This window comes from Arenibacter aquaticus (assembly GCF_003957295.1).
Lineage (GTDB): Bacteria > Bacteroidota > Bacteroidia > Flavobacteriales > Flavobacteriaceae > Arenibacter > Arenibacter aquaticus.
In genome coordinates this window covers 50534-72637 of the sequence record NZ_RQPJ01000001.1, presented here as the reverse complement: position 1 = coordinate 72637, position 22104 = coordinate 50534, and the positions used below count along the sequence as shown (strand labels likewise).

The 22104-nt window shown below is 42.1% G+C and carries 13 protein-coding genes and 1 tRNA gene; 10 read left to right on the top strand and 4 right to left on the bottom strand.

Translation table 11 applies throughout. From position 1 onward, the window contains the following. Nucleotides 1-51: 51 nt before the first annotated feature. Both polA and EHW67_RS00275 read right to left on the bottom strand, forming a co-directional pair. Nucleotides 52-2892, bottom strand: coding sequence for a DNA polymerase I (polA, locus tag EHW67_RS00280; protein WP_126160347.1), 2841 nt, complete (start codon nt 2890-2892; stop codon nt 52-54). A gap of 42 nt (nt 2893-2934) precedes the next feature. Then, nucleotides 2935-3930, bottom strand: coding sequence for an isoaspartyl peptidase/L-asparaginase family protein (locus EHW67_RS00275; RefSeq protein ID WP_126160346.1), 996 nt, complete (start codon nt 3928-3930; stop codon nt 2935-2937). 42 nt (nt 3931-3972) lie between these two features. Between EHW67_RS00275 and EHW67_RS00270 the strand changes: the two genes are divergently transcribed. The 3 genes from EHW67_RS00270 (at nt 3973) to EHW67_RS00260 (ending at nt 6370) form a co-directional block, all read left to right on the top strand. Continuing rightward, nucleotides 3973-4701: a copper homeostasis protein CutC gene (locus tag EHW67_RS00270; RefSeq protein WP_126160345.1), complete on the top strand. Its 729-nt coding sequence runs from the start codon at nt 3973-3975 to the stop codon at nt 4699-4701. Between the two features lie 52 nt (nt 4702-4753). Then, on the top strand, nt 4754-5983 hold the full coding sequence (locus EHW67_RS00265) for a metallophosphoesterase (protein WP_126160344.1): 1230 nt from the start codon (nt 4754-4756) through the stop codon (nt 5981-5983). Nucleotides 5984-6073: 90 nt separating this feature from the next. Next, nucleotides 6074-6370 (top strand): thioredoxin family protein, encoded by a 297-nt coding sequence (locus EHW67_RS00260; RefSeq protein WP_031442381.1) that lies wholly within the window; start codon nt 6074-6076, stop codon nt 6368-6370. Nucleotides 6371-6424: 54 nt separating this feature from the next. Here the strand turns inward: EHW67_RS00260 and EHW67_RS00255 are convergent, their stop codons facing one another. Then, nucleotides 6425-9757: a glycosyltransferase family 117 protein gene (locus tag EHW67_RS00255; protein ID WP_126160343.1), complete on the bottom strand. Its 3333-nt coding sequence runs from the start codon at nt 9755-9757 to the stop codon at nt 6425-6427. A 285-nt stretch (nt 9758-10042) separates the two neighbouring features. Between EHW67_RS00255 and EHW67_RS00250 the strand changes: the two genes are divergently transcribed. The 5 genes from EHW67_RS00250 to infB all read left to right on the top strand — a co-directional run bounded on the left by EHW67_RS00250 (nt 10043) and on the right by infB (nt 16967). After that, a tRNA-Gln gene (locus EHW67_RS00250) sits at nt 10043-10117 on the top strand. A gap of 522 nt (nt 10118-10639) precedes the next feature. Further along, the gene (locus EHW67_RS00245) at nt 10640-11902 is read left to right on the top strand and encodes a sialidase family protein (protein WP_126160342.1); all 1263 of its coding nucleotides are present in this window, start codon (nt 10640-10642) and stop codon (nt 11900-11902) included. Between the two features lie 484 nt (nt 11903-12386). Next, complete coding sequence (gene rimP / locus EHW67_RS00240) at nt 12387-12848, top strand: ribosome assembly cofactor RimP (protein ID WP_126160341.1); 462 nt, start codon at nt 12387-12389, stop codon at nt 12846-12848. A 13-nt stretch (nt 12849-12861) separates the two neighbouring features. After that, nucleotides 12862-14094: a transcription termination factor NusA gene (gene nusA, locus EHW67_RS00235; RefSeq protein WP_126160340.1), complete on the top strand. Its 1233-nt coding sequence runs from the start codon at nt 12862-12864 to the stop codon at nt 14092-14094. A gap of 44 nt (nt 14095-14138) precedes the next feature. Then, the gene (gene infB / locus EHW67_RS00230; RefSeq protein ID WP_126160339.1) at nt 14139-16967 is read left to right on the top strand and encodes a translation initiation factor IF-2; all 2829 of its coding nucleotides are present in this window, start codon (nt 14139-14141) and stop codon (nt 16965-16967) included. A gap of 43 nt (nt 16968-17010) precedes the next feature. Here the strand turns inward: infB and EHW67_RS00225 are convergent, their stop codons facing one another. Further along, the gene (locus EHW67_RS00225; protein WP_126160338.1) at nt 17011-17382 is read right to left on the bottom strand and encodes an SPOR domain-containing protein; all 372 of its coding nucleotides are present in this window, start codon (nt 17380-17382) and stop codon (nt 17011-17013) included. 229 nt (nt 17383-17611) lie between these two features. On the opposite strand from EHW67_RS00225, the gene EHW67_RS00220 reads away from it, so the two are divergent. Then, entirely contained in the window at nt 17612-18937 is a 1326-nt protein-coding gene (locus EHW67_RS00220; protein WP_126160337.1) for a c-type cytochrome, read from the top strand. A 35-nt stretch (nt 18938-18972) separates the two neighbouring features. Beyond that, on the top strand, nt 18973-22083 hold the full coding sequence (locus tag EHW67_RS00215) for a TAT-variant-translocated molybdopterin oxidoreductase (protein ID WP_126160336.1): 3111 nt from the start codon (nt 18973-18975) through the stop codon (nt 22081-22083). Nucleotides 22084-22104: the final 21 nt, after the last annotated feature.

The window sequence follows — 22104 nt, the reverse complement described above, 5'->3', positions numbered from 1 at the left end:
CTTCATGGCATATATGAGGCCCGTTTTTTTAATGTATGTTGCCGTATTGTATTAATGGGCTTCCAGCCAGTTTTGGCCTATCCCTATTTCCACGTCCAAAGGAACTTCCAGTTTGTAGGCATTTTCCATTTCAGATTTGATCATGGTTTGTAAAGACTCCAATTCCGGTTTGTATACGTCAAAAACCAATTCATCATGTACCTGTAATAACATCTTACTTTTGTAGTTGCCTTCTTTTAATTTTTGATGGATGTTGATCATGGCAATTTTTATAATGTCGGCTGCACTTCCTTGAATAGGGGCATTTACCGCATTTCTTTCCGCGGCTCCCCGTACAATGGCATTACTTCCGTTGATGTCCTTTAGATATCTTCGTCTTCCCAAGACCGTTTGTACATAGCCGTTTTCACGGGCAAATTCTATTTGTTCGCTTATATAATTGCGGAGTTTGGGGTAGGTTTTGTAATAGGTGTCAATTAGTTCTTTGGCTTCGGCTCGCGACAGGTCGGTCTGATTACTGAGGCCGAAGGCCGAAACACCATATATGATGCCGAAATTGACCGTCTTGGCATTACTGCGTTGTTCCCTGCTGACCTCTTCCAATGGAATGTTGAAAACTTTGGATGCTGTTGAGGCATGAATGTCCTCTCCGTTCTTAAAAGCTTCTATCATGGTGGTCTCTTGGCTCAAGGCGGCAATGACCCGTAACTCAATCTGTGAGTAATCCGCGGCCAATAAAATATAATCCTCATTTCTTGGGATAAAAGCCTTACGTACCTGTCTTCCCCTTTCTGTACGTATAGGTATGTTTTGAAGGTTTGGATTATTGCTACTTAACCTTCCTGTGGCGGCGACGGTCTGCATATAATCTGTGTGTACCCTTCCGGTTGAGGCTTCAATTTGTTCGGGCAGGGCATCTATATAAGTGCTCTTTAGTTTGCTTAATCCTCTAAAATCCAGTACGTTTTGAATAATTTCATGGTCCTTGGCAAGGTAGGAAAGGACATCTTCGGCAGTGGAGTACTGACCGGTTTTGGTCTTTTTGGGTTTGTCTACCAGCTTCATTTTGTTGAATAGTATTTCACCCAATTGTTTTGGGGAGGCTATATTGAATTCTTCCCCGGCCTCCTCAAATATTTTGGCTTCAAGCGCTTTAATATCGTTGTCCAAATCCTGGGAAAGCGAATTTAAAAAAGCCTTGTCCAAGTTTATTCCTTCCTGCTCCATGTCTGCCAAAACATGTAATAAGGGGATCTCTATTTCGTTGAACAACTGCTCGGTCTTTGCTTCTTTTAGTTCCGGTCCAAAATGCTGTGCCAGTTGAAAGGTGATGTCCGCATCTTCTACTGCATATTCGGTTTGTTTTTCCAGGGGGACCTCCCTCATGGATAGCTGGTTCTTCCCTTTTTTGCCGATGAGTTCCGTAATGGAAATGGGGGTGTAGTTTAAATAGGTCTCCGCCAGGACATCCATATTATGCCTCATATCGGGGTTAATAAGGTAATGGGCCAGCATGGTGTCAAAGCATTTGCCTTTTATGGCAACTTTGTATTTGTGCAATACCTTGATGTCATATTTTAAATTCTGACCAATTTTTTCAATCTCCTCGGCTTCAAAAAAAGGTCTTAGCTGTTCTATGATTTCCTGTGCTTTGTCCCTATCTTCGGGAAAGGGAATATAGAAGCCTTTTCCGGCTTCCCAGCTAAAGGCTATCCCAACCAATTCTGCCGTAAGCGGATTTAGTCCGGTTGTTTCCGTATCGAAACAAACAGAGCTTTGTTTCATTAGATTGTTAATGAACAACTTCATGGCCATACCAGGCTGTACACTTTGGTAGACATGGGGCACCTCGGATATGTTTTTTCTGCTGGAAACTTCTTTTATGTTGCCTCCAGTAGACGTTCCATCTCCCCCAAACAGGGAAAATTGACCGCTACCTGCCTCAGAGCTACTCTTTTTTTGGTCTTTGGACGTTTTTTTGCCTTCCTCTCCTTGGGTGTCAGAATCAGATGAGAATAGTTTAATGAACTGGTCCTTTAGTCTTCTAAATTCCAACTCTTCAAAAATCTCCTGTACTTTTTCACCGTCTGGCATGGACATCTCATAATCCGTGGCGTTGAAGGTTACATCACAGTTTGTGTCTATGGTTGCCAGTTTTTTGGATAGCAGTCCCAACTCGGCATTGTTCTCTACCTTTTCCTTCATCTTGCCTTTTAGCTGATCTGTATTGGCAAGTAAATTCTCAAGGGATCCAAATTGTTCAATAAACTTTTTGGCAGTTTTATCCCCTACTCCCGGTAGGCCTGGAATATTGTCGCTGGCATCGCCCATCATTCCAAGGTAGTCTATGACCTGCTCAGGGTGTTCTACCCCAAAACGCTTTTGCACCTCCGGAATGCCCCATATTTCAATGCCATTGCCCATTCTGGCAGGGCGGTACATGAAAATATTTTCTGATACCAGCTGCCCAAAATCCTTGTCAGGGGTTACCATGTATACTTTGTAGTCTTCCTTTTCTGCCTGCTTGGCCAAAGTTCCTATTATATCATCGGCTTCCCAGCCTTCCAATTCAACCACGGGAATATGCATGGCCTTTAATATATTCTGTATATAAGGTACCGCTATTTTTATGGCATCCGGGGTGGCATCCCTATTTGCCTTGTATTCTGCGAATATTTCGGTGCGTTCCACACTTCCGCCTTTGTCAAAACAAACGGCCAGGTGATCCGGTTTTTCCCTTCTTATCACATCCAAAAGCGAATTGGTAAACCCTAGAATGGCAGAAGTATCCATTCCCTTTGAATTTATTCTGGGGTTTTTAATCAGTGCATAGTAGCCCCGGAATATCAGAGCGTAGGCATCAAGTAGAAAAAGTCTTTTTTGTTCTGCCATGGGTTATGGTTCTTGTGTGATATGGATGCGGTTAATTTTAATTTAGGATTTTAAAAAGGTTTCGGTGGTATTGTTGTGCTGCCCTGCTTCGGAATAGCTGCTGTAGCTAAAGCCAGGGTGAATACAGTATCCGCCAGTTTCTCCTTTTTTGTTGATGGCAATAAACCCTATCTGGAAATCCCGCCTGTCCTTGTTTTTTTTCATGATTCTTCTTACTCCTTCCTCACATGCCTCCTGAGGTGATTTGCCTTGTCGCATAAGCTCTACTATTAAAAAGCTTCCAACGGTCCTAACTACTTCCTCACCCACACCTGTGGCCGTTGCTGCGCCAATCTCATTGTCAACAAATAATCCGGCCCCTATAATTGGGGAGTCCCCAACCCTACCGGCCATCTTGTAAGCCATGCCGCTGGTGGTACAAGCTCCTGCTATGTCCCCATCCTTATCTATGGCAAGCATGCCAATAGTATCGTGGTTCTCTATATTGATGATGGTCTCGTACTTGGATTTCTTTTTCCATTCCAGCCAATCTTTTTTAGCCTTTTCTGTAAGTAAATTTGTTTTAGGGAACCCTTTTTCATAAGCAAATTGTTCCGCTCCCTTTCCGGCCAACATTACATGGGGGGTATCTTCCATGACTTTTCTGGCTACAGATATGGGGTGGGCTATATTTTCCATGCATAGTACCGCGCCACAATTACCATCCTTGTCCATGATGCAGGCGTCCAAGGTAACATTGCCATCCCTGTCCGGTCTACCTCCATTACCCACAGTTTCATTGCCCAGGTCTGCCTCTTCTACCATAACGCCCTGTTCAACGGCATCTAGTGAGGAGCCTCCTTTTTTTAATACTTCCCAGGCCTTTGCCGTTGCATTTTTAAAATTCCAGGTGCATATGACAATGGGCTTAATGCTTTCCGAAGTAGGTGCAATAGGGGTAACGTCCTTTTTGGTTTCCTGGCATGAGGCAATAAGAGGGGCAGATATAATTCCCGCGGTGCTAAGGGTAGAATTTTTAAGGAAGTTTCTTCTTTTCATAGGGTGTTGTTGTTTATTTTTAAGGCTCTAAATATAAGAAATATGATTGTAGAAGTGTGTGCCAATTCTTTAGAATCTGCGGTAAATGCCCAAAAGGCTGGAGCTGACCGAATTGAGCTTTGTGCAGAGCTGGCTGTGGGAGGGGTAACCCCCTCTTTTGGGATGTTAAAAATGATAAAGGAGTACATTTCTATTCCCGTTAATGTGCTGATAAGGCCCAGAAGTGGCGATTTCACCTATACCGACTTGGAATTTGAGGTCATGAAGAATGATGTGGCTATTTGTGCCGAACTGGGGTTTAATGGGGTTGTCTCCGGACTACTTCATAAAGATTTTAGCTTGGATGTTGAAAGGACCAAGGAGTTGATAGCACTGGCCAGTCCCATGGATTTTACCTTCCATAGGGCTTTTGATTGGGTTAAAGAGCCTTTGGCTGTCTTAAGTCAGTTGGAAGAGTTGGGTGTAGATACCATACTAAGTTCTGGGCAAGAACAGTCCTCTCCCCTTGGTTTGTCCCTGTTGTACCAATTGTTGCAGAAATCTGACCGCTGTACTATAATGCCGGGAGGGGGAATACGGGATACCTATGTGTTTCAGTTTAAGGAGAAGGGTTTTGGTGCGGTGCATTTATCCGGGATTCAATTTCATAAGACTTTGGACCATACCCCAAAAGTACCCATGAATACGGCCCACTTTTTGCGGGAAGATGAAGTTGGGGTAAGCAGCATTGATACCATTCGGGAAGTGGTGCGTATCGTTAAAGAAAATTAAAATGTGAGCAATTGCTTTGGAAACCAATATCTTTACCTCAAAATTTTAAGGAATGTTACGTTGGATTATTTTTGTGGTGATTTATTTTGTCCTAGGGATATATACCTTGCAGGCACTTCGCACCTTGACCCGTTATCCGTGGGTGTATTACTTTTTTATGTTGATGTCGCTCTTGGTGCTGGGGAATTTTATTTATCAATTTACAATGGGTGAAACCCCTGGTAGGGTGCTTAGCGTTTCAAAGAGTTATGCGTTTGGTCTATTATTGGCCATGCTTGCTTTTAAATCCATCACTATAATTTTTCTATTTTCCGAGGACATCTTTAGGTTCCTTGCCGGTGGGTACCAAAAGCTGTTTGGGGAGACAAAGGAGTTTAGTCTTCCAGAGAGACGTAGGTTTTTAAGTGCTATTGCCATGGGCATTGCGGCGTTGCCATTTTCGGCATTGTTGTACGGGATGATAAAAGGAAAATATAACTTTAAGGTCCTAAAGTACGAATTGGAGTTTGATGATCTTCCGGATAGCTTTAATGGGTATCGTATAACCCAAATTTCCGATGTGCACAGTGGCAGCTTTGACAATAGGGAGAAGATTGAATACGCTATAAACCTAATTAACGAGCAGAAGAGTGACATATTGCTGTTTACCGGGGATATGGTAAACAACAAGGCAGAGGAAATGTATCCTTGGAAAGACCTTTTTTCAACTCTGGAGGCCAAGGATGGCAAGTATTCGGTTTTGGGCAATCATGATTACGGGGATTATGTAGACTGGGAGACCGCGGAAGCAAAAAGTAAGAACCTAAAGGATCTAAAAGAGCTACAAAGGGAAATGGGCTTTGACCTATTGCTTAACGAAAGCAGGTATTTGCAAAAAGGTAGTGATAAAATTGCCTTGATTGGAGTGGAAAATTGGGGTAGGGGAGGCTTTAAAAAGGCCGGGGACCTTAAAAAGGCTGTTGCAGATATAAATAAGGGCGATTTTAAAATTTTGATGAGCCATGATCCTTCACATTGGGAAGATGAAGTCTTAAAGGACGATTACCACTACCATCTAACCTTGAGCGGACATACCCATGGCATGCAATTTGGCATAGAGATACCTGGCTGGGTAAAATGGAGTCCGGTCAAATGGAGGTACAAGTATTGGGCGGGTGTATATGAGGAGCTTGGGCAGATGATCAATGTTAACCGTGGATTTGGCTATTTGGGCTACCCGGGTCGGGTAGGTATATGGCCCGAAATTACGGTCATAACCCTGAAAAAGCGCACTTTAGTCTGATTTTGATGGCTGTGGGGGCTAAAAAGTGATGGCGCTGGTTGTTTTTTAACATTTTTTCTTATTTTTGGTTTATAACCCAAAGTATACTATATGTCTAAATTTGGTGAATTAATTGATATAAACGTTCCTGTGCTGTTGGATTTTTATGCAGAGTGGAATGAGCAATCCACGGCTATGCACCCCGTACTTAGGGATGTGGCTGCTGCCTTGGGGGATAAGGGCAAGGTTATTAAGATTGATGTGGATAAGAATAAGGAGCTTTCACAGGCACTTAGGGTGAAGGGCTTGCCTACCCTGATGATATACAAAAAAGGTGAAATGGTGTGGAGGCAGAGCGGAGAGCAGGATGCCAATACACTGATAGGTATTCTTAACGAGTATATTTAAGCCATTATAAAATTAAAAAAACCGAGGTCTAGACCTCGGTTTTTTTTGTGTTGTTTACTCCGGGACAGCAATACTGTCCTTTACTTCCTCTGGGATAGCATCCATGGAGGTAGAGTCTATTAAGTCCGGATCGGAATTTGGTGGCATAAGGCCTTCCATGGGATCGTTGCGGTAGAATCGCTCAAACTTGTCAATATATTCATTGAATATTAAGGTCTCTTTTTCGGCATTTTCCTTGTCCTGATTGGTAATCAATATATCTATATTTCTGCTGTAGGCCTCTAGGTCCGGAATAATTTCGTCTAAAAAGAGTCGTTGCTCATCAAAGGGCAGGTTGGCAAAATAATCCAATCGTTCCTGATATATCTTTTTTAGTTTTTGAAATAGATTTCTGGCCTTTTCGGTTTCCCCAACTTTATAATAGCCGTCCACAAAAGGTTCAACAAAGGCGTAATAACCAAAATGCTCTACCGGCATGTTTTTCATGGCAATATTGATGATGTCCTTTGCCTTTTCTATCTTGTTTTCACTGATCAGTGTCTCAGTAAGTCGGGCCAAATTGCCCCTGAAAGATAATGCCTGGGTACGGGTTTGGGGATCGTGGTAGATGTCTGGGCTCCCGGAGTTGCCCCAGTTCCATTTTTTAACAATGTCATACATAAGATCGGAATCTATCCTGCCCATTTCGTATGCACTTTGGTTTGTTGTTTTAATAGGTACCAATTTGTATACAAGGCCGTCTAATTGTAGGTAGTCCTTCATCCATATGTATTCCCCAGGGTCAAAGCTTCCTCCGGAAAAATAAATGGGACGTTTCCAGTCGTTGTTGGCCAGGATGTCCAACATCATGATGCGGTTCTTAGGAAGGGCGCTCTTGGGGAGGTCAATATCTATATAATCTACGATCAAGGCCGAATCCTTGGCCTTTACCAAACCGCTCTCCAAAACATTTTTCTTGTTTACGGGTACCCTTATTTTATTGGTAGGGTAGTACACTACATCCAAGTTGCTCTCTGAATACTGACTCAGGTCGGCTCCCTGTTTTTGTAAAATGTTGCGGAATTTGGTCTGCTCTTTGTCGCTACCAACCCAGTTCATAAAATCCTTAATGTTCCATCTGCTGTCTGTTAATTGATTAAAGTAGATGGCATCCCTGGACCCCCACTTGTATTCGTTATGGGTCAGCTGTGAGGGGATAGGCTCGCTTTCATAGGCTTTCTTTTTCATTTGGTCTATGTACCAATCGGTAGCAAAGAGACTGGTGTTTACCACCCTTACATCGGTTCTGTAGCCTTCAATCTCCTGGGCGTACCACAATGGGAAGGTGTCATTGTCACCTATGGTAAAAAGAATGGCGCCAGCGTCTTTCTGGGTAGATTCCAAATATGCTTTGGCGGTTGAGTTGGCGGTATACCTATTGGAGCGGTCATGGTCGTCCCAATTCTGCAATGCCATAACGCCAGGAACGGCCAATAGGCATAAAATAGTTAAGGCCGGAGCCAATACCTTAGGGTTTATAAGTTTTTGGAACTCGTCAAAAAGTGCATATACGCCCAAACCTATCCAAATACCAAAAACATAAAAGGAGCCTACCAGGGAATAGTCGCGTTCCCTTGGTTGGAATATGGCCGGATTGGTGTAAAATTGTATGGCGATCCCGGTAAACAGAAAAAAGACGAATAGGGCCCAAAACTGTTTTGGATTTTTGCTGATCTGAAAAATAAGACCAATAATACCCAATAGTAAGGGCAGGAAGAAATAGGTGTTTCTGCCCTTGTTGTTCTTGATGTCGCTTGGGAGGTTTTCCTGGCTTCCCAATCGTGCACTGTCTATGAAGTTAAGGCCGCTCAACCAATTTCCGTGATTGTCATATCGTCCTTGTATGTCATCCTGCTTTCCTGTAAAGTTCCACATAAAATAGCGCCAATACATATATCCAAATTGAAATTCGAACATGTATTTAATATTTTGTAAAACTGTAGGGGGTTCTACCTCAATGTATTCCGAAAACTCCCTTAGGAACCTCATGTATTGGGCAGTGTCTATTTCCCCTTTGGCATAACCGTCCTTGAATTGATTTACCGCTTGTCGCAATTCATTGTTGCCCAGGTAATCCGATTTGATCCTAAAGGTTAGTGGATCAAAATACTTCATATAGTTTTCGGCATTTTGTTCGCTCCACATTCTGGGAAGTATACCAACGTGTTTTGGGTTGGGTCCCTGTAAGGCATCCTTGTAATGGTTAACTATAACGTACTTTCCAGTTTTAAGGTCTTTTTCATATTTAGGCTTCTCGTCCATTTCTTCCCCGGCCGGGGCAAAGGCGTTGGAGTAATACGCTCCGTATACCGGACTGTCCACACCAGGGTATTGTTCCCTGTTGTAGTAGGCCAAAAGGGATCTGGCGTCTGCAGGGTCATTTTCGTTGATTACTACATCGGCATTGGCCCTAATGGGGAGCATTAGCCAGGAAGAAAAGCCTAAGAACAAAAACATTAAACACAAAACTATGGTGTTTGCCGTTGTGTAGTTGTTTTTGCGGGTGTAGCGCAAGCCCCAATAAAAGGCGCCTACAAAAATAAGTCCCATTATGATTGTCCCTGAATTAAAGGGAAGCCCAATGGTGTTGATAAAAAATACCTCGCTCCATCCAAAAAGCTTAAGGACGTAGGTCAATGAAAATTTATAGACCAACATCAATATGGCCACAACGGCTATATTGGCCAATAGGAAATTCTTTATGGTGGTGGTTTTGTAGGTTTTAAAATAATAGAGTAGGCCTATGGTGGGAATGGCCAAAAACCCCATGAATTGGATCCCAAAGGTTAGTCCCACTACAAAGGAAATAAGTACAATCCATTTGTTGCCTCGGGGCGACTCCAGGTCGTCTACCCACTTAAGTCCAAGCCACAGTAAGAGCGACATGATAAGACTGGCCATGGCGTAAACTTCTGTTTCGGTGGCGTTGAACCAAAAACTGTCCGAAAAAGTAAAGGCTAAGGAGCCTACCAGTCCACTGCCCAATACGGCCATAGCCTTGCTGTTGGTAAAAGCGGTGTCCTTGGTTATTAATTTTTTAGTAAGGTTGGTGATGGTCCAGAACATAAAAAGAATGGTGAAGGCACTGGAAACACCGGAAAGAAGGTTTACCATTCTTGCCACTTGCTCCGGTTCCAATGCAAACATGGCGAAAAAAGCACCGATCATTTGTAGTAAAGGTGCCCCTGGAGGGTGTCCTACCTGTAGTTTGGCAGAGGTGGCAATATATTCTCCAGCATCCCAAAAACTACTGGTGGGTTCAACCGTTATTCCGTAGACAATAAGGGCTATAAAAAAAACAAACCATCCTGTGATGGTGTCCCATTTTTTAAAATTTTTTAAAAACATGCGGTCAGTTGTTTATCCGAAGGGACGAATTTACTAATTATAATAGATATGGGGATATTTATTTGATAAACCTTTAACAACTTGGGGGCTTTAGGTCTTGTTTGGTGGGTTAGGCTAAAAAAAAATAACTGTATCCAAGTTTATTTAAACTCCATTGGTAAATAGGTAGTTAGGGGAGTTGTAAAAGGTCTTGTCAAAATTATTTTTTCTTTTTTTTAGAATATGATCAAAAAATATTTGTGCATATAAAACTTTGTTTTAAATTTGCACGCTCAATTAAGGCACTGGCCTATGGTGTAATTGGCAACACAGCTGGTTTTGGTCCAGTCGTTCTAGGTTCGAGTCCTAGTAGGCCAACCAAAGGGTTGATTTTAAATCCCGATACGAAAGTGTCGGGATTTTTCTTTTTTGGATACTTTGTATTGTGTGTAAAATTCTATTCTATATTTTTTAAGTTGCAACCAACTTTTGTGCTGGATCCATAATTATACACGTATCCATCGCGTGCACATAATTTCAATAAAAAACCAGTGAAAGTTGCTATATGCAGCGTTTCATGTTATATTTCCGTTTTAAACCAAATTATTTGAGGAAATCCTTTTTTTATTAGCTTAATCGTTTAAATTAAAGAATTTGCTTAGTTAAGTGTTTAGGATTTAGTTTTCTGAATGGCTTTAAGTGGTTTTGATGGTGCCAGGCTTAACAAAAGAAAAGTTGATTATGTGTAGGTTGGCATGGAACTATTTTTTCGTTTTCACGATGGATAGTGTGCTAAGAGTTATGGTAATTGAACCAGTGTCTAAATTCTAGCAAAAGACTTTGGTATTAAGTATTTTATTACATAAAAAAAATAACTAACAAATATAAATAATCAGTGACCTTATGAATTTACACAACTTTTCAAGGCTTGGTACTTTCCTGATTTTGGCCGTAATTTATTTGTCTGCTACAATGGCTATGGCTCAGAAACATCAAAAAGAACAGCCTGGCGCTCTAATTAAATCGCCTTCTAATTTTAATGCTGATTTTGAGAAGGTCAAGTCAAGGGTGAGTTATGTTCCAGGGATTAAGGTGATAAGAGGGGAAACCCATGTGATTGTTCCGGAACAAGAATTTTTCTGCCCTGCTGGCAGTGTTTTTAAATTTAATAATGGGGATATTCAGGTTTTTGACAGGCGCTCCAGTGACGGAGGAAGGACGTGGCGGCAGGTTCCCTATATTCTGGAAAATTCTACCTACCAGTTTCCTGGGCCCGAAGGGGAGGTGGTTATGTTTCAATCGGATAATAAGTCGGGAGGTTCAACTAGCGCTGGAAGACCGGAAATTTCTTTACAAAAGACGGATGAAGAAGGGGTTTTGGAAGCTAATTTTTTTCGTTCAAAGGATAATGGATTAACTAGGGTAAGTGATCCTGCTAGGATCTATTTACCTAAAAGGTTTACGGATTGGTCGGGGGTTTTATGCCGTAATATTGTTGGACTTAATGATGGGAGCCTTCTTATGAGTATGTATCTCAGAAGTGGCGTCAGGAATACCATTGAACATAAATTTCGCAACATTGTTCTAAAATCCTCGGATAAAGGTAAGACTTGGTATTACCTATCAACGGTGGCCTTTGATATGTCCGAAGATAATAGGGGAGAAGGTTTTAATGAGGCATCCCTGCTGGTTCTTCCCGATGGAAAAATCAGCTGCTTTATGAGGTCGGGTGCAAGCTACCAAGCTTCGTTGGGTAGCTTTAATAACAACAATTGGGATAATAAAATGCCTTTCAGCTTTGGGCAACAAACGCCTATTTATAAATCCGTTTCCGTTGATGGTGGTAAAAACTGGAGTGTCCCGGATCCTATAACTTCCCATGGTGTTTGGCCAGATACAACTCTGATGGAAAATGGAATTACGGCCTTGGCCTATGGGCGGCCCGGCAATTGGATTATGTTCAATAAAGATGGGAGTGATACCTGGGGGCCTATTATACCATTCTACAACGATCTTTATCCCCCGGATTGTGGTAATTATGTTTCCATTGCGGAAGTAGCTCCAGATATTTTGCTGGTAGTTTATTCTCGTACCAACCCAAACGATCATTGGAAAAGCGAAATAGTGGGCACGTATTTTAATGTTAAGTCTTGGATTGAGAAGTAGTTAGTTTGTCTTGATGGTTATTTGAATGTTTGATTGTTAAAAATGAAAGAAAGGTGGTGAATTTAAAGGTTTGCTACGAATTTCTGATACTAGCAATCTTGTATAATTGTGTTTTAGGTAAAGGGGATTAAGCCTAAGGATCTTACCACGTATGAAAAAAAATGATTTAAGCGCAAATTCTGGGATGTTTTATTGAATTGTTCACTATTGTAAACCTAACTTTACAGGGCTGTTGGAGGGTATCTTTTTTAGAATAAATAACTTAGATTATTGTTTGATGTAAAAAATATGTATATTTGCGGTGCTGAAAGAATATAAAGTATTCATGAGGGGACAATTTGTCCCCTCTTTTATTACTATACTTTAATTGAGGCAGGGTAAAAAACGGCTTTACATTTTTTTCAAAGCCAATATCCCACACGGTTTTGCTAAGGTGGAGTATGTTGGTGTCTGGAAAGGGCCGCTGTAAATAAAACCGAAGTGTATGTTGAAGGAAAAAGTTACTGCTCTTCTTGAAGAGGCTTTAAAGGAGGATCAATCCCTATTTTTATTGGACTTCTCTGTGTCTGCGGACAATAAGATAAAGGTTATTCTGGACGGTGATAATGGTGTTACCTTGCAGGACTGTATGAATATTAGTCGGGCAATAGAGCACAACTTGGATAGGGAAGAAGAGGATTTTGCTTTGGAAGTTGCTTCTGCAGGTGCTGCCTCTCCCTTAAAATTGCCTAGGCAGTATAGTAAAAACATAGGTAGGAAGCTGGAAGTTAAAACTCAGGAAGATGAGTTTGAGGGTAAGTTGACCGAGGCCTCTGAAAGCGATATTACCTTGGAATGGAAAGTTAGGGAACCCAAACCCGTGGGAAAAGGGAAAATTACGGTTCAGAAAAAGCAAACTATCGCAATTTCTGATATAAAAGAAGCTAAAGTTGTATTAAAATTTTAATTGTAGTTCAAAAATGGAAAATATTGCGCTAATCGAATCCTTCTCGGAATTTAAGGATGATAAATTCATAGATAGGGTAACGCTAATGGCGATCTTGGAGGATGTTTTTAGAAACGCGTTAAAGAAGAAGTTTGGGTCCGATGATAATTTCGATATTATTATCAACCCGGATAAGGGGGATTTGGAGATATGGAGAAATAGGGTTGTAGTGGAAGATGGAGAAGTGGAAGATCCCAATGAGGAGATTTCTCTTTCCGAGGCCAGGAAGATAGAGCCAGATTTTGAGGTAGGCGAGGATGTGTCAGAAGAGGTTAAGCTTATTGATCTTGGAAGAAGGGCTATTTTGGCCTTAAGGCAAAATTTGATCTCTAAGATCCACGAGCACGATAATACTACGATATACAAGCAATTTAAGGATCTTGAAGGGGAGATATATACGGCAGAGGTGCACCATATTAGGCATAAGGCCATTATACTTTTGGATGATGAGGGGAATGAGATAATTTTACCTAAGGACAAGCAGATTCCGTCGGACTTCTTTAGAAAGGGTGATAATGTTCGCGGTATAATTGAAAGTGTGGAACTCAAAGGTAATAAGCCTACTATTATTATGTCCAGAAGTTCTCCATTGTTTTTGGAGCAATTGTTCTTTCAGGAGATACCGGAAGTTTTTGATGGTTTAATTACCATTAAGAAAGCTGTTAGGATTCCAGGGGAAAAGGCTAAGGTGGCCGTTGATTCCTATGATGACAGAATTGATCCGGTAGGGGCCTGTGTAGGAATGAAAGGTTCCAGGATTCATGGTATAGTTCGTGAATTGGGGAATGAAAATATTGATGTGATCAATTGGACCGGTAACCCACAGTTGTTGGTGACCAGGGCATTGAGTCCGGCAAGGGTTTCTTCAGTGAAACTAAATGATGAAAAAATGACCGCCCAAGTGTACTTGAGGCCAGAGGAGGTTTCAAAGGCTATTGGTCGTGGAGGTCACAACATTAGATTGGCGGGTCAACTTACAGGGTATGAGATAGATGTGTTCCGTGAAGGTGTGGAGGAAGATGTGGAACTTACTGAGTTCTCCGATGAAATTGAAGCTTGGATCATTGAGGAATTCAAGAAGATAGGTATGGATACCGCTAGAAGTGTTTTGGAGCAGGATGTGGATGATTTGGTAAAAAGAACCGATCTTGAAGAGGAAACAATTTTGGAGGTTGTGCGAATTCTTAAAGAAGAATTAGAAGATTAAACTATATATTAGCAGTAAATTACAAGAATAGGAATTATTTTTTTATGGCAGATAATGCAACGATAAGGCTTAATAAAGTCCTAAGGGAACTTAATATTTCATTGGACCGGGCGGTAGATTTCCTCGGGTCCAAGGGACATGAGATAGAGGCAAGGCCTACCACTAAAATATCCAATGAGGTATATCAAGTTCTATTGGACGAGTTCCAAACGGACATGAGCAAGAAAGTTGCGTCCAAAGAGGTGGGTGAGGAGAAACGAAAAGAGAAAGAGGCTATTCGTTTACAATTGGAGCAGGAGCAGGAAGAGAAAAAACTTGCAAGGGAGAGACGTGCCGAAAAGGAGAATGTAATAAAGGCCAGGGTAGAGCTTTCTGGACCTAAGACGGTTGGGAAGATAGATTTGGACGGCGGTAAAAAAGCTGCGCCAAAAGCTCCTGAGAAAAAGGAGGAAGAGGTCCCTGCCAAAGAGGTTGAAAAGGCTGTAGAGCCTGTTCAGGAGAAAGAGGCTGTTGAGAAACCTATTGAGAAGGAAGCTGTAAAAGCTCCTGAGCAAAAGGAAAGTCCAAAAGCTAAAGAGGAAGAGGCTCCCAAAGAGGATAGTGTTAAGAAGGAGGAAGTTAAGGTTCAGGCCAAGGAAGAGGTCAAAAAAGATGAACCTGCTAAGGAAGAAGCTCCCAAGGAAGAAGGTCAGACCGGAGAAGGTGAGGTTATAACAACCAAATACCAGAAACTCTCAGGGCCAAAAATCATGGGGGATAAGATTGATCTTACCAAATTTGAAAAGCCCAAGAAAAAGAAAGAAGCTCCCAAAACTGGGGATTCTTCCGATAAAAAGAAGAGAAGAAAAAGAATTGTTAGCAAGCCTGGATCGGATAGTTCCGGTAGGTCGGCTGGCCCAAGGGGCAGGGGACCTGGACAAAGAAGAGGTCCTGGACAACGTTTTACACCCACTGCCAAGGTTGAGCCAACCGAGGAAGATGTGCAAAAGCAGGTAAGGGAGACCTTGGAGAAATTACAGGGTAAATCCAAAAAAGGAAAAGGGGCCAAGTATAGACGTGATAAACGTGATCAACATCGCCAACAGACCGAGAAGGATCTTGAACAACAAGAACTGGATAGTAAAATATTAAAGGTGACCGAATTTGTTACCGCCAGTGAGGTGGCAACAATGATGGATGTTCCTACTACCAAAATTATATCGGCCTGTATGTCGCTTGGTATCATGGTAACCATGAACCAACGATTGGATGCGGAAACCTTGTCCATAGTGGCAGATGAATTTGGTTATGAAGTGGAGTTTGTTACGGCCGACCTTGAAGAAAGTATTGTGGAGGAAGTGGACGCTCCGGAAGATTTGGAGCCAAGAGCGCCAATTGTTACCGTGATGGGTCACGTAGACCACGGTAAGACTTCTTTGCTGGATTATATTAGGAAAGAGAATGTAATTGCCGGAGAGAGCGGTGGTATTACACAGCACATTGGGGCATATGGGGTTACCTTGGAAAACGGACAAATGATATCCTTCTTGGATACTCCGGGTCACGAGGCCTTTACCGCAATGCGTGCTCGTGGGGCGCAGGTAACAGATATTGCTATTATTGTAGTTGCTGCGGACGACGATATAATGCCACAGACCAAGGAAGCTATTAGTCACGCCCAGGCAGCTGGTGTGCCAATAGTATTTGCAATAAACAAAATAGATAAGCCAACGGCCAATCCCGATAAAATTAAAGAAGGGCTTGCCCAAATGAATTTATTGGTTGAGGATTGGGGAGGAAAAATTCAGTCCCATGATATTTCGGCCAAGACAGGACTTGGTGTTAAAGAGTTGTTGGAAAAAGTACTCTTGGAGGCAGAGCTTCTAGAATTGAAGGCCAATCCTGATAAACTGGCGAATGGTACGGTGGTTGAAGCCTTTTTGGACAAGGGAAGAGGATATGTCTCTACCATACTTGTTCAGGCCGGGACCTTGAAAATTGGGGACTATGTATTGGCCGGTACCTGTAGTGGTAAAATTAAGGCTATGCACGATGAGCGCGGTAACAGCGTTAAAGAGGTAGGGCCTTCCAGACCAATTTCTATTTTAGGATTGGACGGTGCGCCACAAGCAGGGGATAAGTTCAATGTACTTGAGGATGAGCGGGAAGCTAAGCAAATTGCTACCAAGCGATCTCAATTGCTGCGTGAGCAATCGGTTAGGACGCAACGTCATATTACTCTTGATGAGATTGGAAGGCGAATTGCACTGGGCGACTTTAAAGAGCTTAATATTATCCTTAAGGGTGATGTGGATGGTTCTGTTGAGGCGTTGACCGATTCGTTCCAGAAGCTATCTACTGATGAAATTCAAGTAAATATTATACATAAGGCCGTTGGTCCTATTACAGAATCTGACGTGTTGTTGGCTTCTGCTTCCGATGCAGTTATCATAGGATTTAATGTGAGGCCTATGGGCAACGCAAGACAAGTGGCTGAAAAAGAAGAAATAGATATTAGAATGTACTCTATTATCTATGATGCCATAAACGATCTTAAGGATGCTATGGAGGGTATGCTTTCGCCAGAGATGAAGGAAGAGATTACCGGTACAGCTGAGATAAGGGAGACCTTTAAGATCTCTAAAGTGGGAACCATTGCAGGTTGTATGGTGACCAGTGGTAAGATCTATAGGAACTCTAGTATTAGGCTAATTAGGGATGGTGTGGTTATCTATACCGGAGAACTTGCTTCGCTTAAGAGGTTTAAGGATGATGTTAAAGAGGTGTCCAAAGGGTATGACTGTGGATTGCAGGTTAAGAACTACAATGACATACAAGAGTTGGATATTGTAGAGGCATTCCAGGAAGTGGCTGTTAAGAAGAAATTGAAATAGTCCAGAATACCTATTTACTATTATATAGAAAAGAAAAAACGACCTAATTGGTCGTTTTTTCTGGTTTTAGGAGCATTGCACTCGGGTATTTTTTTCGAACCTCTATCAGGTTCCGCTCTCCTTCCAGTTGGGTCTTGAATTGCCCTACCCTAACACGGTAACTGGGGGATTCAAAATCTATTTTGGATGGCCAATTGGGAAAATCCTGGTCCACGTCCGCTTTTAATTTTTCTGCTTCCTGAAAACTTCCAAATCCCACTTGGATGCGGTAATGGTTGCTGTTTGCATTTACCTTCTTATAGATGGATAGCAATTCGCCAATTTTTTCGTCCTGTTGAATGTTGATATTTCCTTGTTGGGCATGGCAAAAGGAGGCTGAACAGGCCAAAAGAACAATAAATGATATGGTTTTCATAGGTGTTTTTTGTTATGAAATTAAGACTTTGCAAATGTAAATTATTCAGAATCAATCAAGAGATTTTATTATTATTTAGAATTAGTATAAATTAGAAATTATAAATAACTTAACATTTCGCAAATAAAGTGTAATGTGTATTTTTGCCATCAATTTGAGCATGGCCAAACAATTAGTTATTTTGTATATATAAATATCATGCCAAACTTTCGATAGAAATATTTTTAATATGAAAAAGGTTCCATACCGCAATCTAATTTCTAAAGTTTTAGGTGTCAGTCTGGTAGTAGCATTACTGCTTTCAAATTCGCTTTTAGCGCAGGAAACTGCTGCTCCATCGGGTGGGGGCGATGCTGCAAAAGGTAAACAGCTGTTTAATCAGAACTGTGCCGCGTGTCACTCGTTGAACAAGAAAATGACCGGTCCCGCATTGGCAGGGGTTACGGAAAAATACGACAAGGAGTGGTTGTATCAGTGGATCAAGAACAGTCCAGCTTTGATCAAATCCGGGGATGCAGATGCCCTTAAGATTTACAATGAGTACAATCAGGCGGCAATGACACCGTTTCCTTTGCTTTCCAATGAGGATATAGATAATATATTGGCTTATACGGATGCTCCTCCTGTAGTTCCTAAAGCTGCTCCGGCTGCTGCGGATGCTGTTGCTGGTGGGGGTGATTCTTCCGGTATATCCAATGAGGTGATCTTGGGAGCTTTGGCTTTGGTTTTTGCTTTGTTGGTGGTTATGTTGATCTTGGTGAACAAGACCTTGAGACGTATTGCCGAGGCCAATGGGGTAATTCTGGAAAAGGAATTGGCCGAGAAAAGAACGCCGATTTGGAAGGCTTTTGCCCAGAATCAGTTCTTGGTGTTGGTCTTTGCTATCTTTCTTTTGTTGGGCAGTGCTTATTTTGCTTATGGATGGATGATGCAGGTAGGTGTTGATCAGGGGTATGCTCCTATTCAGCCAATACATTACTCGCACAAGATTCACGCCGGTGATAATGGGATAGAATGTAAGTATTGTCATTCTTCGGCAAGGGTGTCCAAGACTTCGGGTATTCCTTCCTTGAATGTTTGTATGAACTGTCACAAGTCTATTTATGAATATAAGGGTAATCCTGAAGGGCCTAGCAAAGAAGATTTGGCCAATGGTTATACCAATGAATTCTATACTAACGAGATCAAGAAGCTGTATGATGCCGTAGGTTGGGATGAGGAAAATCAGAGGTATACGGGCGAGTCTAGTCCTGTGGAATGGGTGAGAATCCATAACCTGCCCGACTTTGCTTATTTTAACCACTCCCAGCACGTTTCTGTTGCAGGTGTTGAGTGTCAGACTTGTCATGGTCCTGTTGAGGAGATGGAAATCATGTATCAGTATTCTCCTTTAACTATGGGGTGGTGTATTAATTGTCACCGCGAGACCAATGTTAAGGTGGAGGGCAATGAGTATTACGAAAAGATTCATGCCGAACTTTCCCAGAAATATGGGGTAGAAAAACTTACGGCTGCTCAAATGGGCGGATTGGAATGTGGTAAGTGTCACTATTAATCATACTAATTAGAAGATAATTTCAGATATATCATATGTCATCAAACAAAAAATACTGGAAAAGCGAGGCGGAGTTAAATCCCAACGATTCCATTGTTGAGACGCTAAGACAAAATGAATTTGTTCAAGAGATTCCTGTGGATGATTTCTTGGGTGATAAGGAAACATTGGCGGCATCTTCGACCAACAGAAGGGATTTTCTTAAATATGTCGGATTTAGTACAGCGGCCGCTTCATTGGCAGCCTGTCAAGGTCCGGTTGTAAAGTCTATACCTTACGTGGTGAAACCGGATAATATTATTCCTGGGGTAGCTAATTTTTATGCCACCACTATAGCCAACGGTTTTGATTTTGCCAGTATTTTGGTAAAAACTCGCGAAGGGAGACCAATTAAAATAGAAAATAATACCGATGCAAAAATTGGTGGTAGTGCCAATGCTAGGGTGCAGGCTTCGGTTTTGTCCCTGTATGACAGTACCCGTTTGCAGGGGCCTACTTTTAATGGTGAGCCAATTGCTTGGAGCGACTTGGATGTTGCGGTAAAAGCAAAGTTGGCTGCTCTTAAAAATTCGGGGAAAAAAATTGCGTTGCTTACGCAGACCTATGCCAGTCCATCTGCTACTAGATTGATATCCGAATTTAAGGAGGTTTATGGAAATGTAGATCATATTACCTATGATGCTATTTCTGAAGACGCTGCCTTATCGGCATTCGAAGCTAAGTATGGTGAGAGGGCATTGGCAGATTATAACTTTGGCAATGCGGAAATAATTGTTTCTTTCGGTGCTGATTTCTTGGGAGATTGGCAAGGAGGTGGATATGATTCCGATTATGCCAAGGGTAGGATTCCGAAAAACGGAAAAATGTCCAAGCATGTGCAGTTTGAGGCCAATATGTCCTTGACTGGTGCCAATGCAGATAAAAGGGTTCCGTTGACCCCGTCGCAACAAAAAGTTGCTTTGGCATATTTCTACGGTAAACTCAATGGTACTTCAGTAGGGGGTGATCTTCCTGAGGCAGCTAAGGCTTCCTTGGATAGTTTGGCTTCTCAAGTGTTGAAAAATAAATCCAAGTCGGTAGTTGTTACCGGAATAGATGATATAAATGCCCAGACCTTGGTCTTGGCTATTAATGAGATGTTGGCCAGTGAGGCTTTTGAGCCTACTGCTCCAAAATATGTGAGACAAGGAAATGTAGCTGCGGTTAACGGCTTGTTGGCAGAAATGAAAGCCGGTAAGGTGGGTGCCTTGTTGATGGATGGGGTAAATCCAGTCTATTCGTTGCCTAATGCCTCCGATTTTGTGGAAGGGGTGAAGAGTGTTGATTTAACCCTTGCCTTCTCTGCCAATAGAAATGAGACTACCGAGGTGGTTCAATATGTTGGTGCTGCAAATCACTATTTGGAGTCTTGGGGCGATGCACAATTGAAAAAAGGTCACTATAGTCTAATGCAGCCTACTATTAAGGAGTTGTTTGATACAAGACAGCTTCAAGGAGCCTTGTTGCAATGGATGGGTAGTGATAAGTCTTATTATGACTATATAAAAGAAACTTGGTCTGCTGGTATTTTGGCGGGTGGGGATTGGAATCAGGCTTTGCATGACGGTGTTTATGTGAAGAGCGATTCTAGCGAAGAGGATGTTGCGGAAGCAGCTGTTTCTGATGAGGAGGTAGTGTCAACTGTGGTTCCTTTGGCTTCTGCGGTTAAGGCTTTGTCCGGTGCTACTGCCAGTGGAATGGAATTGACCCTATATTCCAAAGTGGGAATGGGTGATGGTCAGCAGGCTAGCAACCCTTGGTTGCAAGAATTCCCTGATCCTATCACTAGGGTTTCTTGGGATAACTATGTAACAGTTTCCAAAGCCGATGCCGAGAAATTGGGATTGATCAATGAGAACGTTGCTGATGGCGGTTTGGACGGTAGCTATGTAAAGCTAACTGTAGATGGTGTGGCTCTGGATGGTGTGCCTGTTATTATTCAGCCAGGTCAGGCTCCAGGCTCAATAGGATTGTCCTTTGGCTATGGTAAGGCCGTAGGTATGAAAAGTGAAATGCAGACAGGGGTCAATGCTTATACCCTTTATAAGGATTTCTCCAATGTTCAGTCAGTGAGTATTGAGAAGACTGGAGGAATGCATGAGTTTGCCTGTGTGCAGTTGCATAAGACCTTAATGGGTAGGGGTGATATTATTAAAGAAACTACCCTAGAGATATTTAATACAAAGGATGCCAAGGAGTGGAATGTGGTTCCTGTGGTTTCTTTGGATCATCAAGAGGTTCCTGCTACTTCTGTAGATTTGTGGGACAGTTTTGATCGTAGTATAGGGCATCATTTTAATCTGTCTATAGATTTAAATGCCTGTACTGGTTGTGGGGCATGTGTTATTGCATGTCATGCAGAAAATAATGTACCTGTTGTAGGTAAGGCCGAAGTGAGGAAATCTAGGGATATGCACTGGTTGCGTATAGATAGATATTATTCTTCCGAAGAAACCTTTGAGCAGGACGATACCAAGAAAGAAGAGTTTGATGGCCTGTTTGGCGATAAAGGTTCTTTAGGTGGATTTGGTGAGATGGAAGATCCTTCTGCTAATCCTCAAGTAGCCTTCCAGCCTGTGATGTGCCAGCACTGTAACCATGCTCCATGTGAGACGGTTTGTCCTGTTGCTGCTACTTCGCACGGACGTCAAGGGCAGAACCATATGGCATACAACAGATGTGTGGGTACTAGATACTGTGCCAACAACTGTCCGTATAAAGTGAGAAGGTTTAACTGGTTCTTGTATAATGAAAACGATGAGTTTGATTATCACATGAACAATGACCTGGGTAAAATGGTTATCAATCCAGATGTTACGGTTAGATCTAGAGGGGTAATGGAGAAATGTTCTATGTGTATCCAGAAAACACAGAAGACCATTTTGGATGCCAAACGCGATGGTAGACTAGTGAAGGATGGAGAATTCCAGACGGCATGTTCTGCGGCTTGTAGCAGTGGTGCCATGGTGTTTGGAGATGTTAATGATGCCGAAAGTGAAGTGGCAGAATTAAAGGAGAGTAACCGTATGTATCATTTGTTGGAGCATATTGGGACCAAACCAAATGTATTCTACCACGTAAAAGTTAGAAATACAAACGAAGCTTAATCAAAATTAAAGGAACGTAAC